14 protein-coding genes are annotated in these 18,652 nt (G+C 66.4%); 8 read left to right on the top strand and 6 right to left on the bottom strand.

The annotated features are described in order from the left end of the window. Positions 1-214: 214 nt before the first annotated feature. The 4 genes from F8197_RS00835 to F8197_RS00850 form a co-directional block, all read right to left on the bottom strand. Positions 215-1,387, bottom strand: a complete 1,173-nt coding sequence (locus F8197_RS00835) for a PAS domain-containing sensor histidine kinase (RefSeq protein ID WP_152879212.1) — start codon at positions 1,385-1,387, stop codon at positions 215-217. Beyond that, entirely contained in the window at positions 1,384-2,196 is an 813-nt protein-coding gene (locus F8197_RS00840; RefSeq protein ID WP_152879215.1) for an alpha/beta fold hydrolase, read from the bottom strand. Before F8197_RS00840 ends, F8197_RS00835 begins: the two co-directional genes overlap by 4 nt. A 181-nt stretch (positions 2,197-2,377) precedes the next feature. Beyond that, positions 2,378-3,010 carry a superoxide dismutase gene (locus F8197_RS00845; protein WP_152879217.1) on the bottom strand — a complete coding sequence of 211 codons (633 nt, stop codon included), beginning with the start codon at positions 3,008-3,010 and terminating at the stop codon, positions 2,378-2,380. A gap of 112 nt (positions 3,011-3,122) precedes the next feature. Next, positions 3,123-5,162 (bottom strand): PAS domain-containing protein, encoded by a 2,040-nt coding sequence (locus tag F8197_RS00850; protein WP_152879219.1) that lies wholly within the window; start codon positions 5,160-5,162, stop codon positions 3,123-3,125. Positions 5,163-5,297: 135 nt separating this feature from the next. On the opposite strand from F8197_RS00850, the gene F8197_RS00855 reads away from it, so the two are divergent. After that, the gene (locus tag F8197_RS00855; protein WP_193333296.1) at positions 5,298-7,298 is read left to right on the top strand and encodes an ATP-binding protein; all 2,001 of its coding nucleotides are present in this window, start codon (positions 5,298-5,300) and stop codon (positions 7,296-7,298) included. 33 nt (positions 7,299-7,331) lie between these two features. Here F8197_RS00855 and F8197_RS00860 read toward each other — a convergent pair whose 3' ends face one another. Together F8197_RS00860 and F8197_RS00865 are read right to left on the bottom strand one after the other, a co-directional pair. Continuing rightward, on the bottom strand, positions 7,332-8,237 hold the full coding sequence (locus F8197_RS00860) for a tetratricopeptide repeat protein (RefSeq protein ID WP_152879223.1): 906 nt from the start codon (positions 8,235-8,237) through the stop codon (positions 7,332-7,334). 210 nt (positions 8,238-8,447) lie between these two features. Beyond that, positions 8,448-8,738, bottom strand: coding sequence for a c-type cytochrome (locus F8197_RS00865; RefSeq protein ID WP_152880731.1), 291 nt, complete (start codon positions 8,736-8,738; stop codon positions 8,448-8,450). A gap of 238 nt (positions 8,739-8,976) precedes the next feature. On the opposite strand from F8197_RS00865, the gene F8197_RS00870 reads away from it, so the two are divergent. The 7 genes from F8197_RS00870 to F8197_RS00900 all read left to right on the top strand — a co-directional run bounded on the left by F8197_RS00870 (position 8,977) and on the right by F8197_RS00900 (position 18,557). Then, on the top strand, positions 8,977-10,071 hold the full coding sequence (locus F8197_RS00870) for an LLM class flavin-dependent oxidoreductase (protein WP_152879225.1): 1,095 nt from the start codon (positions 8,977-8,979) through the stop codon (positions 10,069-10,071). A gap of 43 nt (positions 10,072-10,114) precedes the next feature. Then, positions 10,115-12,487 (top strand): glycoside hydrolase family 3 protein, encoded by a 2,373-nt coding sequence (locus F8197_RS00875; RefSeq protein ID WP_152879227.1) that lies wholly within the window; start codon positions 10,115-10,117, stop codon positions 12,485-12,487. Between the two features lie 24 nt (positions 12,488-12,511). Further along, positions 12,512-13,117 (top strand): NADPH-dependent FMN reductase, encoded by a 606-nt coding sequence (locus F8197_RS00880; RefSeq protein ID WP_152879229.1) that lies wholly within the window; start codon positions 12,512-12,514, stop codon positions 13,115-13,117. 115 nt (positions 13,118-13,232) lie between these two features. After that, positions 13,233-15,452, top strand: a complete 2,220-nt coding sequence (locus F8197_RS00885) for a TonB-dependent receptor (protein ID WP_373996749.1) — start codon at positions 13,233-13,235, stop codon at positions 15,450-15,452. A 14-nt stretch (positions 15,453-15,466) separates the two neighbouring features. Then, complete coding sequence (locus F8197_RS00890; protein WP_152879231.1) at positions 15,467-16,132, top strand: gluconate 2-dehydrogenase subunit 3 family protein; 666 nt, start codon at positions 15,467-15,469, stop codon at positions 16,130-16,132. A 16-nt stretch (positions 16,133-16,148) separates the two neighbouring features. Next, entirely contained in the window at positions 16,149-17,852 is a 1,704-nt protein-coding gene (locus F8197_RS00895; RefSeq protein ID WP_152879233.1) for a GMC family oxidoreductase, read from the top strand. A gap of 54 nt (positions 17,853-17,906) precedes the next feature. Beyond that, a complete protein-coding gene (locus tag F8197_RS00900) occupies positions 17,907-18,557 on the top strand; it encodes a TetR/AcrR family transcriptional regulator (RefSeq protein ID WP_152879235.1) in 651 nt (216 codons plus the stop codon). Positions 18,558-18,652 lie beyond the last annotated feature (95 nt).

Here is an 18,652-nt window from a genome sequence, read left to right on the forward strand (position 1 = left end):
TGTAGATATGTTAAGTGCGTTCCCGGTTGCCTGATCGGCAGGCGGCCTGCCGCCGCGCGCCGATGAGACCGGGGCGGCATGGATTGGGATATTTGCTGGGAACGCTAAAGGCGGCGGGGGTGGGGCCGCAGAAAAGCGCCGCAATTGCGGCGTTGCGTCATTCTAACGTATTTCCGATTGGAAAGTGTCGGCGCTGTGGTGGTCCAGCCACGCCTCAACTGGTGCGGTTGTCCAGCAGCGGCAGCCAGACCGTGAAACGGCTGCCGGCACCGGCGCCGTCGCTATGAGCGGAGACGTCGCCGCCGTGCAGCTCCACCAGCCCCTTGACCAGCGACAGGCCGATGCCCAGTCCGCCCTGGGCCAGGCCGAGGCCGGGCGCCAGTTGCAGAAATTTGTCGAAAACCAGCGCCAGTTGTTCCGGTGCGATGCCGATGCCGGTATCGCTGACCTCGATCCAGAGCCGGTCGTCGCGGGTGCCGGCCCGCAGCGCGATGGCGGCGCCGGCGGGGCTGTATTTTCTGGCATTGTTGAGCAGGTTGGCGAGGATTTGCGTCAGGCGTGCAGGGTCCACCATTGCCCGCAGCGGCTGCGCCGGCAGGTCCACCGTCAGGTGCTGCCCGGCCGCCAGCATGGCCGGCAGCGCCTCGTCGGCCGCGTGGCGCAGGGTAGGGACGATGTCGGTTGCCACCATTGCCAGCGACACCTTGCCCTGGCCGATCTGCGAGACGTTGAGCAAGTCGTCCACCAGGCGCGTGATCTGCGTAATCTGCCGGCCCAGGATCTCGGTGGGGCGGTCGCTGCCGTTCGCTGCGTGTGCCCGCAGCCGCAGTATCTCGATGACGTTGTGCATGGCCGCAAGCGGGTTGCGCAGTTCATGTGCCAGCGTGGCCAGGAACTCGTCCTTGTGGCGATGCTGCAGCGACAGCGCTGCGTTGGCAGCGCTGAGCTGGGCCTGTGCCATGGCCAGCTCGGCGGTGGCGGCTTCGGCGCGTTCGCGTTGGGCGCGCAATTCGCGCTCGTACAGTTTGCGGTCGGTGGCCACCAGCAGCGCGATCTCGTCGTGGATCACGCCGTCGTGCTGGCGCCGGATGGCGCTGAGCATCATTGGCAGGCGGCGCCGCTGCTTGTCGAACAGGTCCAGCTGCACTTCCGAGACCGAGCCCTGGATTTGCAGCAGCGGCGTCCAGTGGGTATGCAGGAATACCCGCGCGCCCATCGGCATCAGCTCGGAGAACCGTTTATTTCCAACCAGTTCGGCCTGCTCATAACCGAGCCAGCGGCATACAGTGAGGTTGGCGCGCACGATGACGCCGTCGACACCGACGACCAGCAGGCCGCACGGGGTATCGTCCCACCTGTCTGTCGCCGCCGGCGCCGCAGCGATCATGCTGTGGGCGGTGGCGGTGAAAGAAACGCCTGCATGGCGGCGATGCTGGCGTCGGGCGCGCTCAGGTGCGGGCAGTGGCCGTGGTTGGCAATTATCACCAGCGTGCTGTCGGGCATGGCATGGTGCATGAATTCGCCTACTTCCACCGGTGCGATCAGGTCGTCGCTGCATTGCAGGATCAGTGCCGGGGTGCGCGACCGGGCAAAGTCGGCACGGTGATCGGACAGGAACGTCACGCGGGCGAAATGCTTGGCAATCGCGGGATCGGTGCGGCAGAAACTGTTGGCCAGTTCCTCGCCCAGTTGCGGCTGGTCGGGCGCGCCCATGATGGCGGGCGCCATGGTGCTGGACCAGCCGAGATAGTTCGCTTCCATGGTGTCGAGCAGGTCGGCGATGTCTTCTTCGGAAAAACCACCGCGGTACGGGTCATCGTCGATATAGCGCGGCGACGGACCGACCATGATCTGCGACGCGAATTTTTCCGGCGCCAGGTTCGACGCCAGCACGCCGATGGTGGCGCTGACGGAGTGACCCACGAAAATCACCGGGCCGGTGGCAAACGCGTCGATCAGTTCGAGCAGGTCGTCTGCATAGCCTTGCAGCGAGCCGTATTTTTGCCGGTCGTAGGCAGCCAGATCGGAGCTGCCGCTGCCCACCAGGTCGAACAGCACGACGCGGTAGCGGCTGGCGAACTCGGGTACCAGGTGCCGCCACATGCTCTGGTCGCAGCCAAAGCCATGGGCCATGATCATGGTGGGCAGGCCATCGCCTCCATGAATCTTGACATTGTTTCGTGCGCTTAAATTCATTGAGGGATCAGGTGGTTGCGAAAAGCAGCGCCTGCTGGACTGTTAAAATTATGTCCATTATATAGTGTGATGCAAGTGACGGTCGCGCGCGCATGACTGCCAGGCGATAATAAAGGGTGGCTAGGAGCGAACACGGCGGTTCCTCGTTGGCTTGCCCTCAAAAGTTACCTGCAACCGTTGATCAGGAAGTAACAGCTTGCTCGTAACGGCGCGCCACTTCTTCCCAATTGATGATGTTGAAGAAGGCCGAGATGTAGTCGGGACGACGGTTCTGGTAGTTCAGGTAGTACGCGTGTTCCCACACGTCGAGGCCGAGTATGGGCGTACCGCCCGACAAACCGACGAATTCACCCATCAACGGGCTGTCCTGGTTGGCGCTGTTTTCCACCAGCAATTTACCGTCCTTGCCCACCGTGAGCCAAGCCCAGCCGCTACCGAAGCGGGTTTGCGCCGCCTTGATGAATTGTTCCTTGAACCGCTCGAAGCCGCCCAGGTCGTTATTGATGGCGTCTGCCAGCTTGCCGGTCGGCTCGCCGCCGCCCTTGGGGCTCAGCACGGTCCAGAACAGCGCATGGTTGGCGTGGCCGCCACCGTGGTTGCGCACGGCGGTTTGCGCCGCTGACGGCAGGGAGCCGATGTCCTTGATCAGTTCTTCGACCGCCACTGGCTCGATGCCGGCGTCGTTCACCGCGTTATTGAGGCTGGTGACATAAGTCTGGTGGTGCTTGGTGTGGTGGATTTCCATCGTGCGCGCATCGAAATGCGGCTCGAGGGCGTCGTACGCGTACGGTAAAGGCGGTAATTCATAAGCCATCGTGATTCTCCGTTCAGGTCGATTAGTGGGACCGGTGCGCGGTTGCGGCACCGGATGGGGGGCAATATTTGCATTCCCATATCGACAATACCAGAATCGGCGCGCGCTTGTTTCAACCAGCGGTGTCGGCCCCCGGCAACACTGACAACACCGGCAAGGTGATCACGAAGCGGCTGCCCAGGCCGGCGCCGTCGCTGAACGCGCGCACGCTGCCGTCATGCAGGGCGGCGATGCGCTGCACCAGCGCCAGGCCCAGTCCCAGGCCGCCCTGCTGGCGGTCGGGCGTGCGCTTGGCCTGGATGAACAGGTCGAACACGTGCGGCAGCAGCGCCGGCTCGATGCCGGTGCCGGTGTCGGTGACTTCGATGCGCGCCTGGCCGTCCGCCACCGCCAGCGCCAGGGTAATGGCGCCGCCGGGCGGCGTGTACTTGGCTGCGTTGTTGAGCAGGTTGACCACGACCTGCACCAGCCGCAGCCGGTCGCCCAGCACCAGCGTGGCGCCGGGCGCCAGGTCGAGCACCAGCCGGTGCTGGCGGGCGTCGATCGTCGGCTGCGCCTGTTCCACGGCGTGGTGCAGCACGTCGCGCAGGTCGAGCGGCTGGCGGTCGATGCCGATCATGCCGTGCGTGACGCGCGAAACGTCGAGCAAATCGTCCACCAGGCCGGTCAGGTGCCGCACCTGGCGCAGGATGACTTCTCCCGCCCGTTGCACGCTGTCCGGGTTGGTGTGGGTAAGCAGCAGGATCTGGGCGGCACTGCTGATGGGGGCCAGCGGGTTGCGCAATTCATGCGCCAGCATGGCCAGGAATTCGTCCTTGCGGCCATTGGCCTCGCGCAGGGTTTCCTCGGCGCGTTTCTGGTTGTCGATGTCGGTGCAGGTGCCGAGCCAGCGCGTGATGCGGCCGTCGTCGTCGCGCAGCGGCAGCGCGCGGCCCAGCACCCAGCGGTAGGCGCCGCTGTGGTGGCGCAGCCGGTACTCGATTTCATAGGTGTCGCCGGTGCGCAGGCAGTGCTGCCACAGTTCCCACGCCCGCGCGCGGTCGTCCGGGTGGAACATCTCGCTCCAGCGGTGGCCGTCGGTGGCGTTACGCGGCGCGCCGGTAAAGCCGTGCCACTGTTCGTTGTGGTAGTCGTTGTAGCCGTCGGGCAGGTTGGACCACACCATCTGCGGCATGGCCTCGGTGATGATGCGAAAGCGCGCCTCGCTCTCGCGCAGCGCAGCGGTCACGCGCAGGCGCTCGCTGGCCGTGCGGATACGGGCTGCCACCTCCTTGATCAGCAGCAGTTCCTCCACCGACCAGTCCCGCGTGGCGGCGTTGTTGACGAACAGCACGGCGACCAGGGCGCCATGTTCGACCACCGGCACATTGACGAAGGCGCCGGCGCTGCGCCCGCGCAAAGCTGCTGCCGCCTGCGCGGTGCGGCTATCGTGGTCGACGTCGCCGATCACGATCAGCTTGCCCAGTTTGAGGTCGTCGATGAAGTGGCCGTAGTGGCGAAATTCGGTTTGCCCCGCCAGTGTTTCGACCCCGTCCGCGCACCAGTCGCGCACCACGTGCAGGGTGTCGCGCACCGTGTCGATGGTGCCGAAGCCCACCCGACTGGTGCCCAGCGCGTCGCCGAGAATGGCGGCGGCCTGGTAGCCGATGTCCTCGGGCGTTTTCAGGTCGCGCAGCACGTCGGTCAGGTTGGAGAGCACCTCGCGCATGCCGCGCCCGCGCGTGAGGAAGGCCGCGGTCATTTCCTCCACCGACTGGATGATGCAGCGCACGGCGCCGTCGGCCGCCAGCACCGGCGTGTTGACCGACCGCCAGTAGCGCGGCAGGAAGTTGGCGCCGCCGGGTTCCGGCGCCACGTCGTAGCGCATCGCGGCCATCTTGTCGGGTTGGCCGGTAGCCAGCACCCGCTGCAGCGACGCGCGCAGATTGGCCACGCCGTCGGCGTGCGGATCGTCCGGGTTGTCGGGAAACGCCTCGAAGATGTTCAGGCCGACGATGCTGGCGCGGTCGCGGCCTGCAACAGCCAGATAGGCGGCGTTGGCAGCCAGAATGGTCAATTGCAGCGACAGCACCAGGCAGGGTGCGGGCGCGGCGTCGAACAGGGTGTCGAAGCCGATGTCGTCGAGGGGAGAGGCGGGCAATGTCGGTGTCATGGGCTGGCGGTTATGTGCAAAGAGCGGTGCTGCGGATATTTTACGCTGCAGGCGGCCTCGCCCCGTAGCATTTGCGCCATATCGCCGCCAGGTCGCGTGGTAAGATCGCCCCGGTTATTCATGTGGAGCTTGGCAATGACATCCAATACCGTGCACGCGTTGCCCGGCTTTCTCGACGGCGGCGGCGAAATGGGCGTGCTCACGCGCGACCATGACTGGAGCCGTCATCCGCTGGGACCGCCGGCCGGCTGGCCGTCGCTGCTCAAGTCCACCCTGCGCCTGATCCTCACCAGCAACCACCCGATGTTCATCTGGTGGGGCGACGACCTTTACCAGTTCTACAACGACGCCTATCGGCGCACCCTGGGCGCCGAGCGCCATCCGGCGGCGCTGGGCCAGCGCGGCATCGATTGCTGGGAAGAGGCATGGCACATCATCGGTCCGGAAATCGACCACGTGATGGCCGGCCAGGGCGCCACCTGGCACGAAAACGCGCTCATTCCGCTGACTCGCAACGGCAAGCGCGAAGAAGTCTATTGGACCTACGGATACAGCCCGATCCAGGATGAGGAGCGCGTGCGTGGCGTGCTGGTGGTGTGCGCCGATGTTACCGAGGACATGCGCACCAGGCAGATACTCAAGCAATCGTACGTGACGGTGATCGAATCGATGGACGAAGGCCTGGCCGTGATCCGCATCATCCTCGACGAAGCCGGCCGGCCCTGCGATTACCGCTTTCTCGAAGTGAACCCGTCGTTTGAACGGCAGACTGGCCTGGTGGACGTGGTCGGCAAGACCGCGCGCCACCTGGTGCCCGACCTCGAGGAGCGCTGGTTCCAGATCTACGGTAACGTGGCTCTCACAGGCGAACCGGTACGCTTCCTGGAGGGCTCGGAGCCGATGAACCGCTGGTTCGAGGTGTATGCCACGCCGGTGGGCTCGAAAGAAGACCTGATGGTGGCTCTGATGTTCCGCGACGTGACCGACCGTACCCGCAGCGAGCAGGCGCTGCGCACCGCCGACCGCCGCAAGGACGAATTCCTGGCCATGCTGGCGCACGAGTTGCGCAACCCGCTGGCGCCCATTTCGGCCGCCGCAGAACTGCTGCAAATGCCGGGCGCCGATGCGGCGCGCGTGCAGAACGCCAGCGCCGTGATCGGCCGCCAGGTGCGTCACATCACGGGCCTGATCGACGACCTGCTCGATGTGTCGCGCGTCACGCGCGGCATGATCCCCTTGAATGCCAGCGCCACCGACCTGCGGCGCGTGGTGGCCGACGCCATCGAGCAGGTGCGCCCGCTGATCGACAGCCACGGCCACCGCCTCACCGTCAGCACGCCGCCGGCGCCGGCGCTGGTGATGGGCGACGCCAAGCGCCTGGTGCAGGTGCTGGCCAACCTGCTGAGCAACTCGGTCAAATACACGCCGGGCGGCGGCGACATCGTGCTGCGGCTCGATACCGGCGGCGGCCAGGTCAGGCTGGCCGTGATCGACAATGGCATCGGCATGACGGCCGACGTGCTGGCCCACGCGTTCGACCTGTTCGCGCAGGCCGAGCGCGAAACGGACCGCTCGCAAGGTGGCCTCGGGATCGGGCTGGCGCTGGTGAAAAGCCTGGTGGAACTGCATGGCGGCACGGTGGCCGCGCAGAGCCCGGGACTGGGGCAGGGCAGCCGCTTCACCATCACGCTGCCGCAAATCGTCGAAGAACCGGCGCCCGTTGCGGTAGCCGGCGACGTTGCCGCCTCGCCCGCGCCGGTATTGCCCACCAGCGCCGCGCTGCGCGCCATGGTGGTGGACGACAACGAGGACGCTGCCGACATGCTGGCCATGTTCCTCGAAATCCACGGCCACCAGGTGCTGACCGAAGACGATCCGGCGCGCGTGGTGGAACGCGCGCTGGCATTCAAGCCGCACGTATGCCTGCTCGACATCGGCCTGCCCGGCATGGACGGCTACGAACTGGCCCGCCGCCTGCGCGCCACGCCGGGCCTGGACGGCGTGGTACTGATCGCGGTCACCGGCTACGGCGACGAGCAAGCCAAGCAACAAGCCACCACCGCCGGCTTCGACCACCACTTCGTCAAGCCGATCGACCCGGCCAGCCTGGTGGCGCTGGTGGCAACGCTGGCGTGATGCGGCGGGTGCTCGTCACGCCTGGCAACAGGTTTACCTGATGCTGGTACCGCCGGCCGGTTTGAGGATGGCGTCGGCCCTGGCCAGTTCCGCCTGGGAGAGCTGCGGCGTAACGTCGGCCAGCGCCAGTTCGGCGTCCGGGTAGCGCGCCTGCTTGGCCAAGCTGAACCACACGTAAGCCATCGACAAGTCCCTGGCGCCGCCTTCGCCATTGCGCGACATCACGGCCAGGTTGTACATCGCATCCGGTTGCGCCTGCATGGCGGCCGTGTTGAACAGCTGGCGCGCCGTGACCAGGTTCTGATCGACCACTTCGCCTTTATAGAAGTAGGTGGCAAGCGCGTTCTGCGCAGCCGGCACGCCCTTGACGGCGGCTTCCTTGTAGTAGGTCAGCGCACGCTTCGGATCGGACGCCACGCTTTCGCCGAAATCGTACATGCGTGCCGCTGCCAGTTGCGCACCCGGGTGGCCCGCTTGGGCGCCCGTCGTGAAGTAGGCGCCGGCCAGTGTCCAGTCCTGCGCCACGCCATCGCCGTTGTAGTACACCTTGCCCAACTGGTAGAGCGCCGCCGGGTAGCCCGCTTCGGCAGCTTCCTTTAGATATTTGATGCCCTTGTCGATATTCTTGTCGCCGGCAAAGCCGGACAGGTAGGCCGTGCCCAGCATGGCGGTGGCCGGGATGTAGCCGGCGTCGGACGCCATTTCGTAGTAGTCGCGCGCCTTGCGCAGGTCGCGCGGCACGCCATGTCCGACCATGTAGATCTTGGCCAGGGTCATGGCCGCTTCCGCGCGCACGCTCATCAGTTCGGGATGGGCGGGATCGAAGCGCATGCGGCCATCGACGCTGAAGCGCTGGTCCACGACCTTGTGCAGCCAGGCGATCGCTTCAGTAGTGTCGGCCGGCACGCCCTGGCCTTGCAGGTACATGCGACTCAGCATCAACGCGGGCCGAGCGGCGCGCACGCGTTGCAAAATAATCAGGGAAATGACTTAGAACCTATCCCGGTAGGGAGGAGGCAGCGGATTGCGATGCCGCGGTAGCGGGGGCAAGGCGCGAGGAAGAAGCATGGCAGGCCATGCGATGACGAACAACGCAGGCCCCGCTGGCGAGGCGCGCAAGCAGCGCCTCATTCCCTACCGGGATAGGTTCTAAGGCGCCAGTATCCACTTGACCAGAGTTTTCGCCTCGGCGTCCGACACCTGCGGATTGGCCGGCATCGGAATCGGCCCCCACGCGCCGGCGCCGCCCTTGAGTACCTTGGTTGTCAGCAGTGCTTCGGCGTCCTTCTGGCCCTTGTATTTGGCGGCGATGTCCTTGAACGACGGTCCCACCAGCCTGCTGGTGGCGGCGTGGCAGGCCATGCAGTTCCTGGCCTTGGCCAGGTCGGGGTTGGCGTGCGCCGGCGCGGCCGTCAGTGTGGTCGTGGCGGCCAGCGCCATCAATCCCATGGTAGTCCAGTACTTCACAGCAGTCTCCTTGGTTTAAGAGCGGCCATTGTAGTGGCGCCTCCGCGCGCCCGGCATCCGTAGTTTGGATAGCTGCCATCCGCGTGACAAATCGGCGTTGACTTCCAAATTCACCTCAAATAATATAATTAGAATTCGGATTCTGATTTAAGGGTGGCGCGCCGCGAGGCGGCCGAATCCGTGACCCGTAACCATATGACTGGATTTCCCCATGCGCTTCTCCGTCTTCCTCAATGCCCGCACCATGAGCGCGGACGCCGACAAACAGCTGATCGTGGACCTGGAGCAGCACGCGCTGCTGGCCGGCAAACTCGGCTTCGACGCCATCTTCATGCCCGACCACCATTTCAACGGCTACATGCCGGTGGCCAGCGACAGCTATATGTTCGCGTCGTACCTGGCGGCCAAGCTGCCGGACATGCACTTCGGCTTCTCGGTGACGTCGGTGCCGCTGCACCACCCGGTGCGCTTTGTCGAGCGTATCAACATCCTCGACCATCTCACCCGTGGCAAGCTGCTGGTCGGTATCGGCTCGGGCACCACGCCGGAAGAGATGATCGGCTTTGGAGTCAACTACAAGGACGCCGGCCGCATCGCCGAAGAAAACCTGGAAGCGGCCGAAGCGCTGTGGGCCAAGCAGATCGACGACGCGCCGGTGGAGCTGACCGGCTTCCACCAGGGCCGCGTGCTGCAACGGATCGCGCCCACGTCCTATGGCCCGAAACATGCGCGCCTGATGCCGGTGGCCCTGAAAGAGAGCAGCGCCACGCGCGCCGCCGTCAACGGCTGGCCCGCCTTCATCCCGGCGTTTACGCCACCGAAAATCGGCGGCACCGATCCACTCAGCCACGTCACCAAGCACTTCGGCAATTACCACCGCCAGTTGCTGGCGGCCGGCCACAGCGACGCAACGGTGGCCGATGCGCTGTCGTGGACCACGCATAGCTACCAGTGCGTGCACCTGGCGCCCACCGACGAGCAGGCGCACCGCGAAGTGCAGGAAATCCTCACCGATTACCAGGAAGCCATCGACCGCGAAGCAGCGTTCAACGCCAAGGCCGAAGCCGACGACGCCAACAAGAAGACCGACCGTACCGGCCATGCGCTGACCGAAGACTGGATGGCTACCTGGTGCCTGTACGGCAGCCCGGAAACCGTCATCAACAAGCTGCGCGCGTACCAGGATATCGGCATCGGCAACATCCTGTGCGGCACCACCACCGGACCGCTGACGGCCAAGCGCCTGGCCTATGCCAACCAGACCCTGGAACTGCTGGCCCAACACGTGGTACCCGCATTCAAATAATGATGGCCGCCCGCACCAGGGCCGCCCACTGGAGGAGACCAGCATGGAACAACATTTGAGCGTGGCCGACATGGCCATGCTGACCGCCGGCGCCACGATGTGGACCACGGCGGCAGTGCCGGCGGCGGATATTGCGTCGCTGTCGATGGCCGACGGCCCGATGGGCGTGGCCGGCGCCCGTGTCGATGAGCGTGACGTCTCGCTGCTCACGCCGGCGCCAGTGGCGCTGGGCGCCAGCTGGGACCCGGCGCTGGTGCAGCAGATCGGGCAACTGGTGGGCGGCGAGGCGATCCGCCGGGGCGTCGATCTGATGCTGGCGCCCAACCTGAACCTGGCGCGCAGCCCGCTGGCCGGGCGCGCCTTCGAATATTTTTCCGAAGACCCGCTGCTGTGCGGCCAACTGGGCGCTGCCTGGATAGACGGTTGCCAGTCCACCGGCACCGGCGCCGTGGCCAAGCACCTGGTGTGCAACGACAGCGAAACCGCGCGCGACCAGATGAACGCCGTGGTCGATGAGCGCACGCTGCGCGAAGTGTATCTGCTGCCGTTCGAGCTCGCGGCCGAAGCCCGCTGCGCCGGCATGCTCACCGCCTACAACAAGGTCAATGGCAGCTGGTGCGCGGAAGCGGCGCCGGTCGTCACGGCGATCGCCAAGAACGAATGGGGCTTTCCCGGCGTGTTCATGAGCGACTGGTTCGGCACCCATTCCACGGTCGGTTCGCTGCAGGGCGGCCTGGACCTGGAAATGCCGGGGCCGGCGCGCTTTCTGGGCGCGCACAGCGCCGGCGCGGTGGAGCAGGGCGCGGTGCCAGCGGCCCGCCTGGTTGACGCGGCCACTCGCGTGGCCAATACGGCGCGCCGGTTCGGCGGCGCCAAGGGCACACCGATGAACGACAGCGCGGCGGCCGACCTGCTGGTGCAAGCCGCCGCCGCCGGCTTTACCCTGGTGCGCAACGAAGGCGGGATTTTGCCGCTGGACTCAACCCGCTACCCGCGCATCGCCGTGATCGGCCCCAACGCCAGCGCACCGTGCTTCCAGGGCGGCACCTTTGCCAAGATCGCAGTGAAACCCGACGCCGTGCTGCCGATCGAGGCGCTGCGCCAGCGCTTCGGCGCAGCGATTACCGGCTACACGCCCGGCGTCGATCCGCAACCGAAGCTGCCGCGCATGGCGGCGCAGCCGGCGCGCGACCTGGGCGACGGCTGCTTGCGCGGCATGACCATCGATTACTTCGACAACCAGGACTGCGACGGCGCACCGCTGGCGAGCGAAACGCGCGACACCAACTCGCTCACCTGGTTCCACGGCGTGCACGACGCGGGCGCCTTGCAGCGCGACGCCGCCACCCGCGCCAGCGGCAGCTACACCGCTTCCGACACCGGCGGCCACCTGTTCTACGTGGGCGGCACCGGCGCGCTGCGGCTGCTGGTCGATGGCCAGGAAGTATTCCGGCGCGACGAGCAGCTGGCGCCCGGCGACGTGATGGGCCGCCTGAAAAGCGGCGACGCCGACAGCGTGACCGTGCAACTGGCGGCCGGGCAAACGGTGGCCGTGGTAGCAGAGCTGCGCTACGCGGCAGCGCGCTGCCAGGGCCTGTGGTACGGCGTGCGCGGCCCGGGCAGCGCCCAGTCGATGATGGCGCAGGCCGTGGCAGCGGCGCAGCAGGCCGACGCCGTGATCCTGATGGTGGGCGAAACATCGGACGCCAGCGTGGAAAGTAAGGACCGTCCCGACACCCACCTCCCGAGCGAACAGATCGCGCTGATCGAGCAGGTATGCGCCGCCAATCCCAACACCGTCATCGTCACCAACGTGGGCCACGCGTTCGACACCCGCTGGGACGGACTGGCCCGGGCGGTGCTGCACTGCTGGTACCCGGGCCAGGAATTCGGCGCGGCGCTGGCGCAGGTGCTGGCGGGCGACCGCGAACCGGGCGGCCGCCTGCCGGTCACCATCGCCGCTGCCGACGCCGACTACCCGGCGCTTTCCCTGCAGCCGGACGCCAACGGCGACCTGCACTACAGCGATGGTGTGCGGGTGGGCTATCGCGGCCTGGCTGCCAACGGCGTGGCGCCGCGCCAGGCCTTTGGCGCCGGCTTCGGCTACGCCAGCTTTGAACTGGATGCACCGCAGCTGCACGACGTGGCGGACGGTTGGGAGGTCACCGTCAAGCTGCGCAACACCAGCCACCGCGTGGGCGCCGAGGTGGTGCAGGTGTACCGCGACCTGCCGGAGCTGACCCTGGTCGGCTTTGCCAAGGCCACGCTGGCAGCCGGCGCGGAGCAGGAACTGCGCATTGCAATTGCCGCGCGCCGCATGCAGGTGTGGGATGGCGGCTGGACCGACGTGGCCGGACCGGTGCGGCTGCTGGTCGGTCGCTCCAGCATCGACCTGCCATTCACCATCACCATCTAAATAATATAAACGGAGACGAACACCATGAACCACTACACCAACAACGCCCGCGCCAACGGCCGCACCCCATACATCGTCGGCATTGGCGGCACTACCCGCCCGGGTTCCAGCACCGAGACCGCGCTGCGGGTGGCGCTGGCCCACGCGGCGGAACTGGGCGCGCGCACCGAGTTGTTCGGCGGCGCCGCCCTGGCCGCGCTGCCCGGCTACAACCCCGAGCAGCTGGAGCGCACCGAAGGCCAGCGCGCACTGGTGGCAGCGGTGCGCCAGGCCGACGCCGTCATCTTCGCCTCGCCCGGCTACCACGGCGGCGTGTCGGGCCTGGTGAAAAACGCCATCGACCTGCTGGAAGATCTGCGCGCCGACGAGCGCGTGTACCTCGACGGCATGCCGGTGGGCTGCATCGTCACGGCGGCCGGCTGGCAGGGCTGCAACACCACGCTGGGCGCGATGCGCTCGATCGTGCACGCGCTGCGCGGCTGGCCCACGCCGATGGGCGTCACCCTCAATACCGCCGGCGTGCGCCTGTTCGACGGTGACGGCCAGTGCCTGGAGCCGCAGGTGACCAGCAGTTTGCGCCTGCTGGCGGAGCAGGTGGTGGGTGTGCGCAGCCCAGTTGCAACAGCATAATAAAAACTGGAATTCCGGTTCTAAATTCGTGCTATCCTGATTTGCAAGTGACACGTGCCACCCGATGGCGCGGCCCAAAACGAGACTGCAAAAGTCCAAACGTCGGAGACAAAAAGTGCCCCTTGAAATCGATGCAAGCCCCGGCTTGCGCGCGGTTGCTGCGCGCCCGCCTCATGCTGACCACCATGCCCACAACCATGTTCACCACCGTGTCGGCATCGCCAGCCTCGGCGCCATCCTGCTGGCCGCCTATGGCAGCGCCGCCGCTCAGCAACCGTCCCAGGACAACCCGCTGATCGAAGTGATCGTCACTGCGCAGAAAACCGCGCAGCCGGCGTCCAAGACGCCGTTGGCCTTGTCGGTGCTGGGCGGCGACGACTTGCGCCAGAGCGGCGCCACCAACGCCGTGGCGCTGACCGAGCTGGCGCCCAATGTGCAGATCTCCACCGACTCCGGCAAACTGCAGGTGGCCATACGCGGCGTGGTCAGCCTGGACACCAGCGAGAAGGGCGACTCGTCCACCGCCTTCAATGTCGATGGCGCCTACATCGGCCGCAGCGAGGCGCAACTGGGCAGCTTCCTCGACCTCGAGCGCATCGAAGTGCTGCGCGGTCCGCAAGGCACGCTGTACGGCCGCAACGCCACCGCCGGCGCCATCAACCTGATCACCAACAAGCCGGGCAAAAAGCTCGAGGGCCGCATCGATACCGAGATTGGCGACTTCGGCGCCCGCCGCGTCGAGGGCATGGTCAACCTCCCGGTCAACGACACGCTGGCGCTGCGCGCGGCCGCCGTCAAGGTGCGTCACGACAGCTACCTGAAACCCGGTCCCAACACCGTGGGCCTGACCGACCAGGACGACACCGCCGCCCGCGTGCACGCGCTGCTGACCTTCTCGCCGACGACTACCTGGCTGTTGACGGCCGAACGCAGCAAGGCGGGCGGCAACGGCGCCAGCTCGGTGCCTCTGACGAATTTCTTTACCGGTACGCCGATTGCCAGCGGTAACAACCTGGCCAACCCCGTGTACGTGGACCGGGGCGCGGACACGCAGCGCACGGCCGCCGCGCGCTACACGGACACCGGCAGCTACAAGGACGACGTGGCCACGTCGCTGCGTTCGGAACTGAAAACCACGCTGGGCGACGCGGTGGACGTGACCTGGCAGTTCGCCCGCCTGGAATCGAGACTCAATGAACTGAACAACGGCACCTATTTCGGCTTCCCGATGTACAACCCGATGTTCGGCGACTCCACCCAGCGCACGCACGAGCTGCGGTTCAATTCCGCCGGCGCACCGCGCCTGTCGTGGGTGGCGGGGCTGTACCACTACGACGAGGACATCTTCCGCTCGTCCACCTTCAATACGCAAACGCCCGGCCCGCTGATCGTGCTGCCGTTCACGCCCACGGTGCACAGCCGCTCGAAAGCGGCGTTCGGCCAGCTGACGTACCGCGTCGATCCGCAACTGCGCGTGACGTTCGGGGCGCGCACCACGCGCGATGAAAAATCGGGCTTCGATCCGCTCAGCGGCAGCCTTACCGGTCCCGGTTACACGGCCCACGTGGCAAGCAGCAAGTCCAACTACCGGCTTGCCTTTGATTACGACCTGCGCCCGGCCGTGATGGTGTATGCCAGCCTGTCCACCGGCTACAAGGCGGGCGGCTTCAACGACACCAGCGGCTCGGCCTACCTGCCCGAGAACATCACGTCGCTGGAAGCGGGCGTCAAGGGCCGCTTCCTCGACAACCGCCTGCGCCTGGGCGCCGCCTTGTTCCGCTACGACTACAAGGACATGCAGCTGACCTCCGTGGTGTGCACCGGCTCCACGGCAGCCACCTGCGGCGCGCTCACCACCAACGCCTCCAACGCCACCATCGACGGCGTGGAAGTGGAAGGCACCTGGCAGGCCACGGCGGACGACCGCATCAACTTCTCGCTGGCCACGGCCGACGGCAAGTTCAAGTCGTACACGCCCGACGGCGTGGCCGACTGGTCGGGCCAGCAGATCGACCGCGCGCCGGCCTACAACGCCAGCCTCGGTTATGCCCACACGTTCATGTTCGACAGTGGTGCCAGTGTGGTGGCCAAGGTGGGCACGCGCCTGAACGGCGCCTACTTCCTCAGCGATTCGGCGTCCGCCTCGCGCTACCGCCAGCCGTCGTACCGCAAGAGCGACATCAGCGTGACCTACACGGCGGCCGCGCAGAAATTTTACGTGCAGGCGTTTGCCCGCAACCTGGAAAACACCATCACCATCGACAGCCTGGTGCCGGGCGGCTTCGGCATCGGCGCGCCGCGCACCATCGGCCTGCGCGCCGGCACCCAGTTCTAGCAGAGAGGCGAACCATGAACATCTCCAAAGTGCATTTCGACGGTAACGCCGGCCAGCACCACGCGGCGCATGAAGAACGCGGCGTTTCGCGGCGCGACGTGCTGGGCGCGCTGCTGGCGGCCACCACGCTTGCTGCCGTGTGGACCGCGCCGGCGGCGGCGCAAGCCCTGAAAGCCGCTGGCGCGCCCGTTGCCGCCAACACCGCCCAGGCCTTGACCGCCACCGAGCTGGCCACGTTGACAGCGGCGGCCGAAACGATCATCCCCGCCACCGACACCCCGGGTGCGACCGAGGCCGGCGTGCCGCAGTTCGTCGCCACCATGGTGGCCAACTGGATGACCGCCGACGAAGCGTCATTCTTCCGCAAGGGATTGGCCGACCTGGACGCCGCCGCGCAGCAGCGCCACGGCCGCGCCTTTGCCGCGTGCAGCGCGGAGCAGGGCGCCGACGTGCTGCAAGCGCTGCGCGCCGCCAGCCCGTATGGCGGCCGTACGTTCTCGCTGACCGACCGCATCCTCGATCCCAAGTCGCCGTTCTACCTGCGCTTGCGCGACCTGGTGGTGCTCGGCTACTTCACGTCCGAAGTGGGCAGCAACCGCGAACTGCGCTACATGCCGGTGCCCGGCAAGTTCGAATCGAATGTGGACATCAAGACCTGGCCGTACCAGGTCGTCATCTGAAAGCAGGGGACCGCACATGAATCCGAAAAAGCAGAACACGCAATTCGACGCCATCGTCATCGGCTCGGGCATTACCGGCGGCTGGGCCGCCAAGGAACTGACCGAAAAGGGGCTGAAGGTACTGATACTCGAACGCGGCAAGCCGCTCGAACATCAGACCGGCTACATCCACGAGTTCACGCCGCCGTGGCAGGCGCCCAACCAGGGCTTGCCCGAGCGCGAACTGTTTGCGCGCGAGTACGCGGTGCAGAGCAAGATCGAACGTGGCGCCTTCAGCTGGGCCAACCGCCAGTACTGGATCAACGACCGCGAAAACCCGTACCAGGAAACCAAGCCATTCCGCTGGCACCGCACCGACGTGCTGGGCGGGCGTTCGCTGACCTGGGGCCGGCAGTCGTACCGCTGGGGCGACGACGACTTCAAGGCCAATGCGCGCGACGGCCATGGCAACGACTGGCCGATTCGCTACGCCGACCTGGAAAAATGGTACACGCACGTGGAAAAATTCATCGGCGTGAGCGGCCAGCCCGAAGGGCTGGAGAGCTTCCCGGACGGGCACTATCTGCCGCCGATGGAAATGACGGCGCTGGAGCGCGCGCTCAAGCAGCGCATCGAGGCGAAATGGCAGGACCGCCGCGTGACCATCGGCCGCGTGGCCAATCTCACCGTGCCGCACGACGGCCGCGGGCCGTGCCAGAACCGCAATATCTGCAACCGCGGTTGCTCGTTCGGCGCGTATTTCAGTTCGCTCAGTTCCACCTTGCCGGCCGCGCAAAAGACCGGGCGCCTCACCATCCGCACCAACAGCGTGGTTGAAGCGATCGATGTCGATCCGCGCACGAAGCAGGCCACCGGCGTGCGCGTGATCGATGCGCAGAGCGGCGCGCGCACCACGTTCAAGGCGAAAGTGATTTTCCTGTGCGCGTCCACCTACGGCAGCCTGCAGGTGCTGCTGCAGTCGCGCAGCGCGGCGCACCCCAACGGCATCGGCAACCACAGCGACGTGCTGGGACGCTACCTGGTCGATCACCATGGCGTGGCAGCGTTTGGCGAGGTGCCGGGATTCGAAGACCGCAACTACAAGGGCCGCCGCGCCACCGGCATCCTGATCCCGCGCTTCCGTAACGTGGGCGGGCAGGATGCGGACGCCGATTTCACGCGCGGCTACGGCTTCCAGGGCGGCGCCATGCGCGACGACTGGACCAATACTGCTGCGCTCACCGACGATTTTGGCGCCGGCATGAAACACAATATCGCCCGCCCCGGCAAGTGGGTGGCGTTCCTCGGGGCGTTCGGCGAGCAGCTGCCGCAGGCGCATAACCGCGTCACGCTCGACGACAGCAACAAGGGCGGCTTCGGCCTGCCGCAGCTGCGCTTTGACGTCGCATACGGCGAAAACGAAAAGCGCATGGCGATCGATGCCGGCAAGCAGGCGGAAGCCATGCTCAAGGCGGCGGGCGCCGCGCGCGTGCAGCTGGCGCCGGTGCGCAGCCTGCCCGGCACGTCGATCCACGAGATGGGCGGCGCGCGCATGGGCCACGACCCGGCCACCTCGGTGCTCAACGCCCACAACCAGGTGCACGGCGTGCGCAACCTGTTCGTCACCGACGGCTCGGCCATGGCGTCGAGCGGCACCGTCAATCCGTCGCTCACCTATATGGCGCTGACGGTGCGGGCAGTGGACTTCGCGGTGGCCGAGCTCAAAGCAGGGCGGCTGTAACGGCGCCCTTTGGCTATAATCCGACCCATCATTCTTATCCGGACCACGACACCCATGCCGCCACTCAGTGCCCACGCCCGCGCGCCCAAACAGGGCCGCAGCCGGCTGTCTTTCGAGCGCATCATCGAAGGCACCATCGACCTGCTGCGCGAGCGCGCCTACGACCAGATCACGCTGGCCGATATCTGCGAGCGTTCGGAAGTGTCCACCGGTTCTCTGTACGGACGGGTGGCGGGCAAGGACGAACTGCTGCGCGTGGTGCAGGTGCGCTTCCTCGAGCGCCTGGCCGAACAGTTCACCGACGAGGCGGCGCGCATCGAACGCGAGGCCACCGGGCTGGCGCAAGTGGTGCCGGCCGTGGTGCAAAGCCTGGGCAACCTGCTGCGCGAGAACGCCAGCGTGCTGCGCTCGTTCATGCTGCGCGGTCCCACCGATGCGGCCATCAACGCGGCCGGCAAAAAGTCGGCAGAAGAGAACCACGCCAAATTCATCCGCCTGCTCAAGGCCTGCGGCAAGGAGATCCGCCACCCGCAGCCGGACCGCGCCATCGACTCGGGTCTGCTGCTGGTCTATGCAACCCAGGCGCGTTTTCTGGGCCTGGACAGCTTTGGCGGCAAGGGCGAGGACGCCGACTGGCACGATCTGCTCGACGACCTCAGTGACATGATGTTGGCATTCCTGTTGTTTACGCCTCCCAAGCGCTGACCGGGCGTGGTGCGCGGCTTTCGCCGCGTGCCAGGTCGCGCATCCAGGGCATTAGCCTAAAACATAATCAACATTCTAATTCTAGAAAAGGAATC

This window comes from Duganella sp. FT27W (assembly GCF_009295655.1).
Classification (GTDB): Bacteria; Pseudomonadota; Gammaproteobacteria; order Burkholderiales; family Burkholderiaceae_D; genus Rugamonas; species Rugamonas zoogloeoides.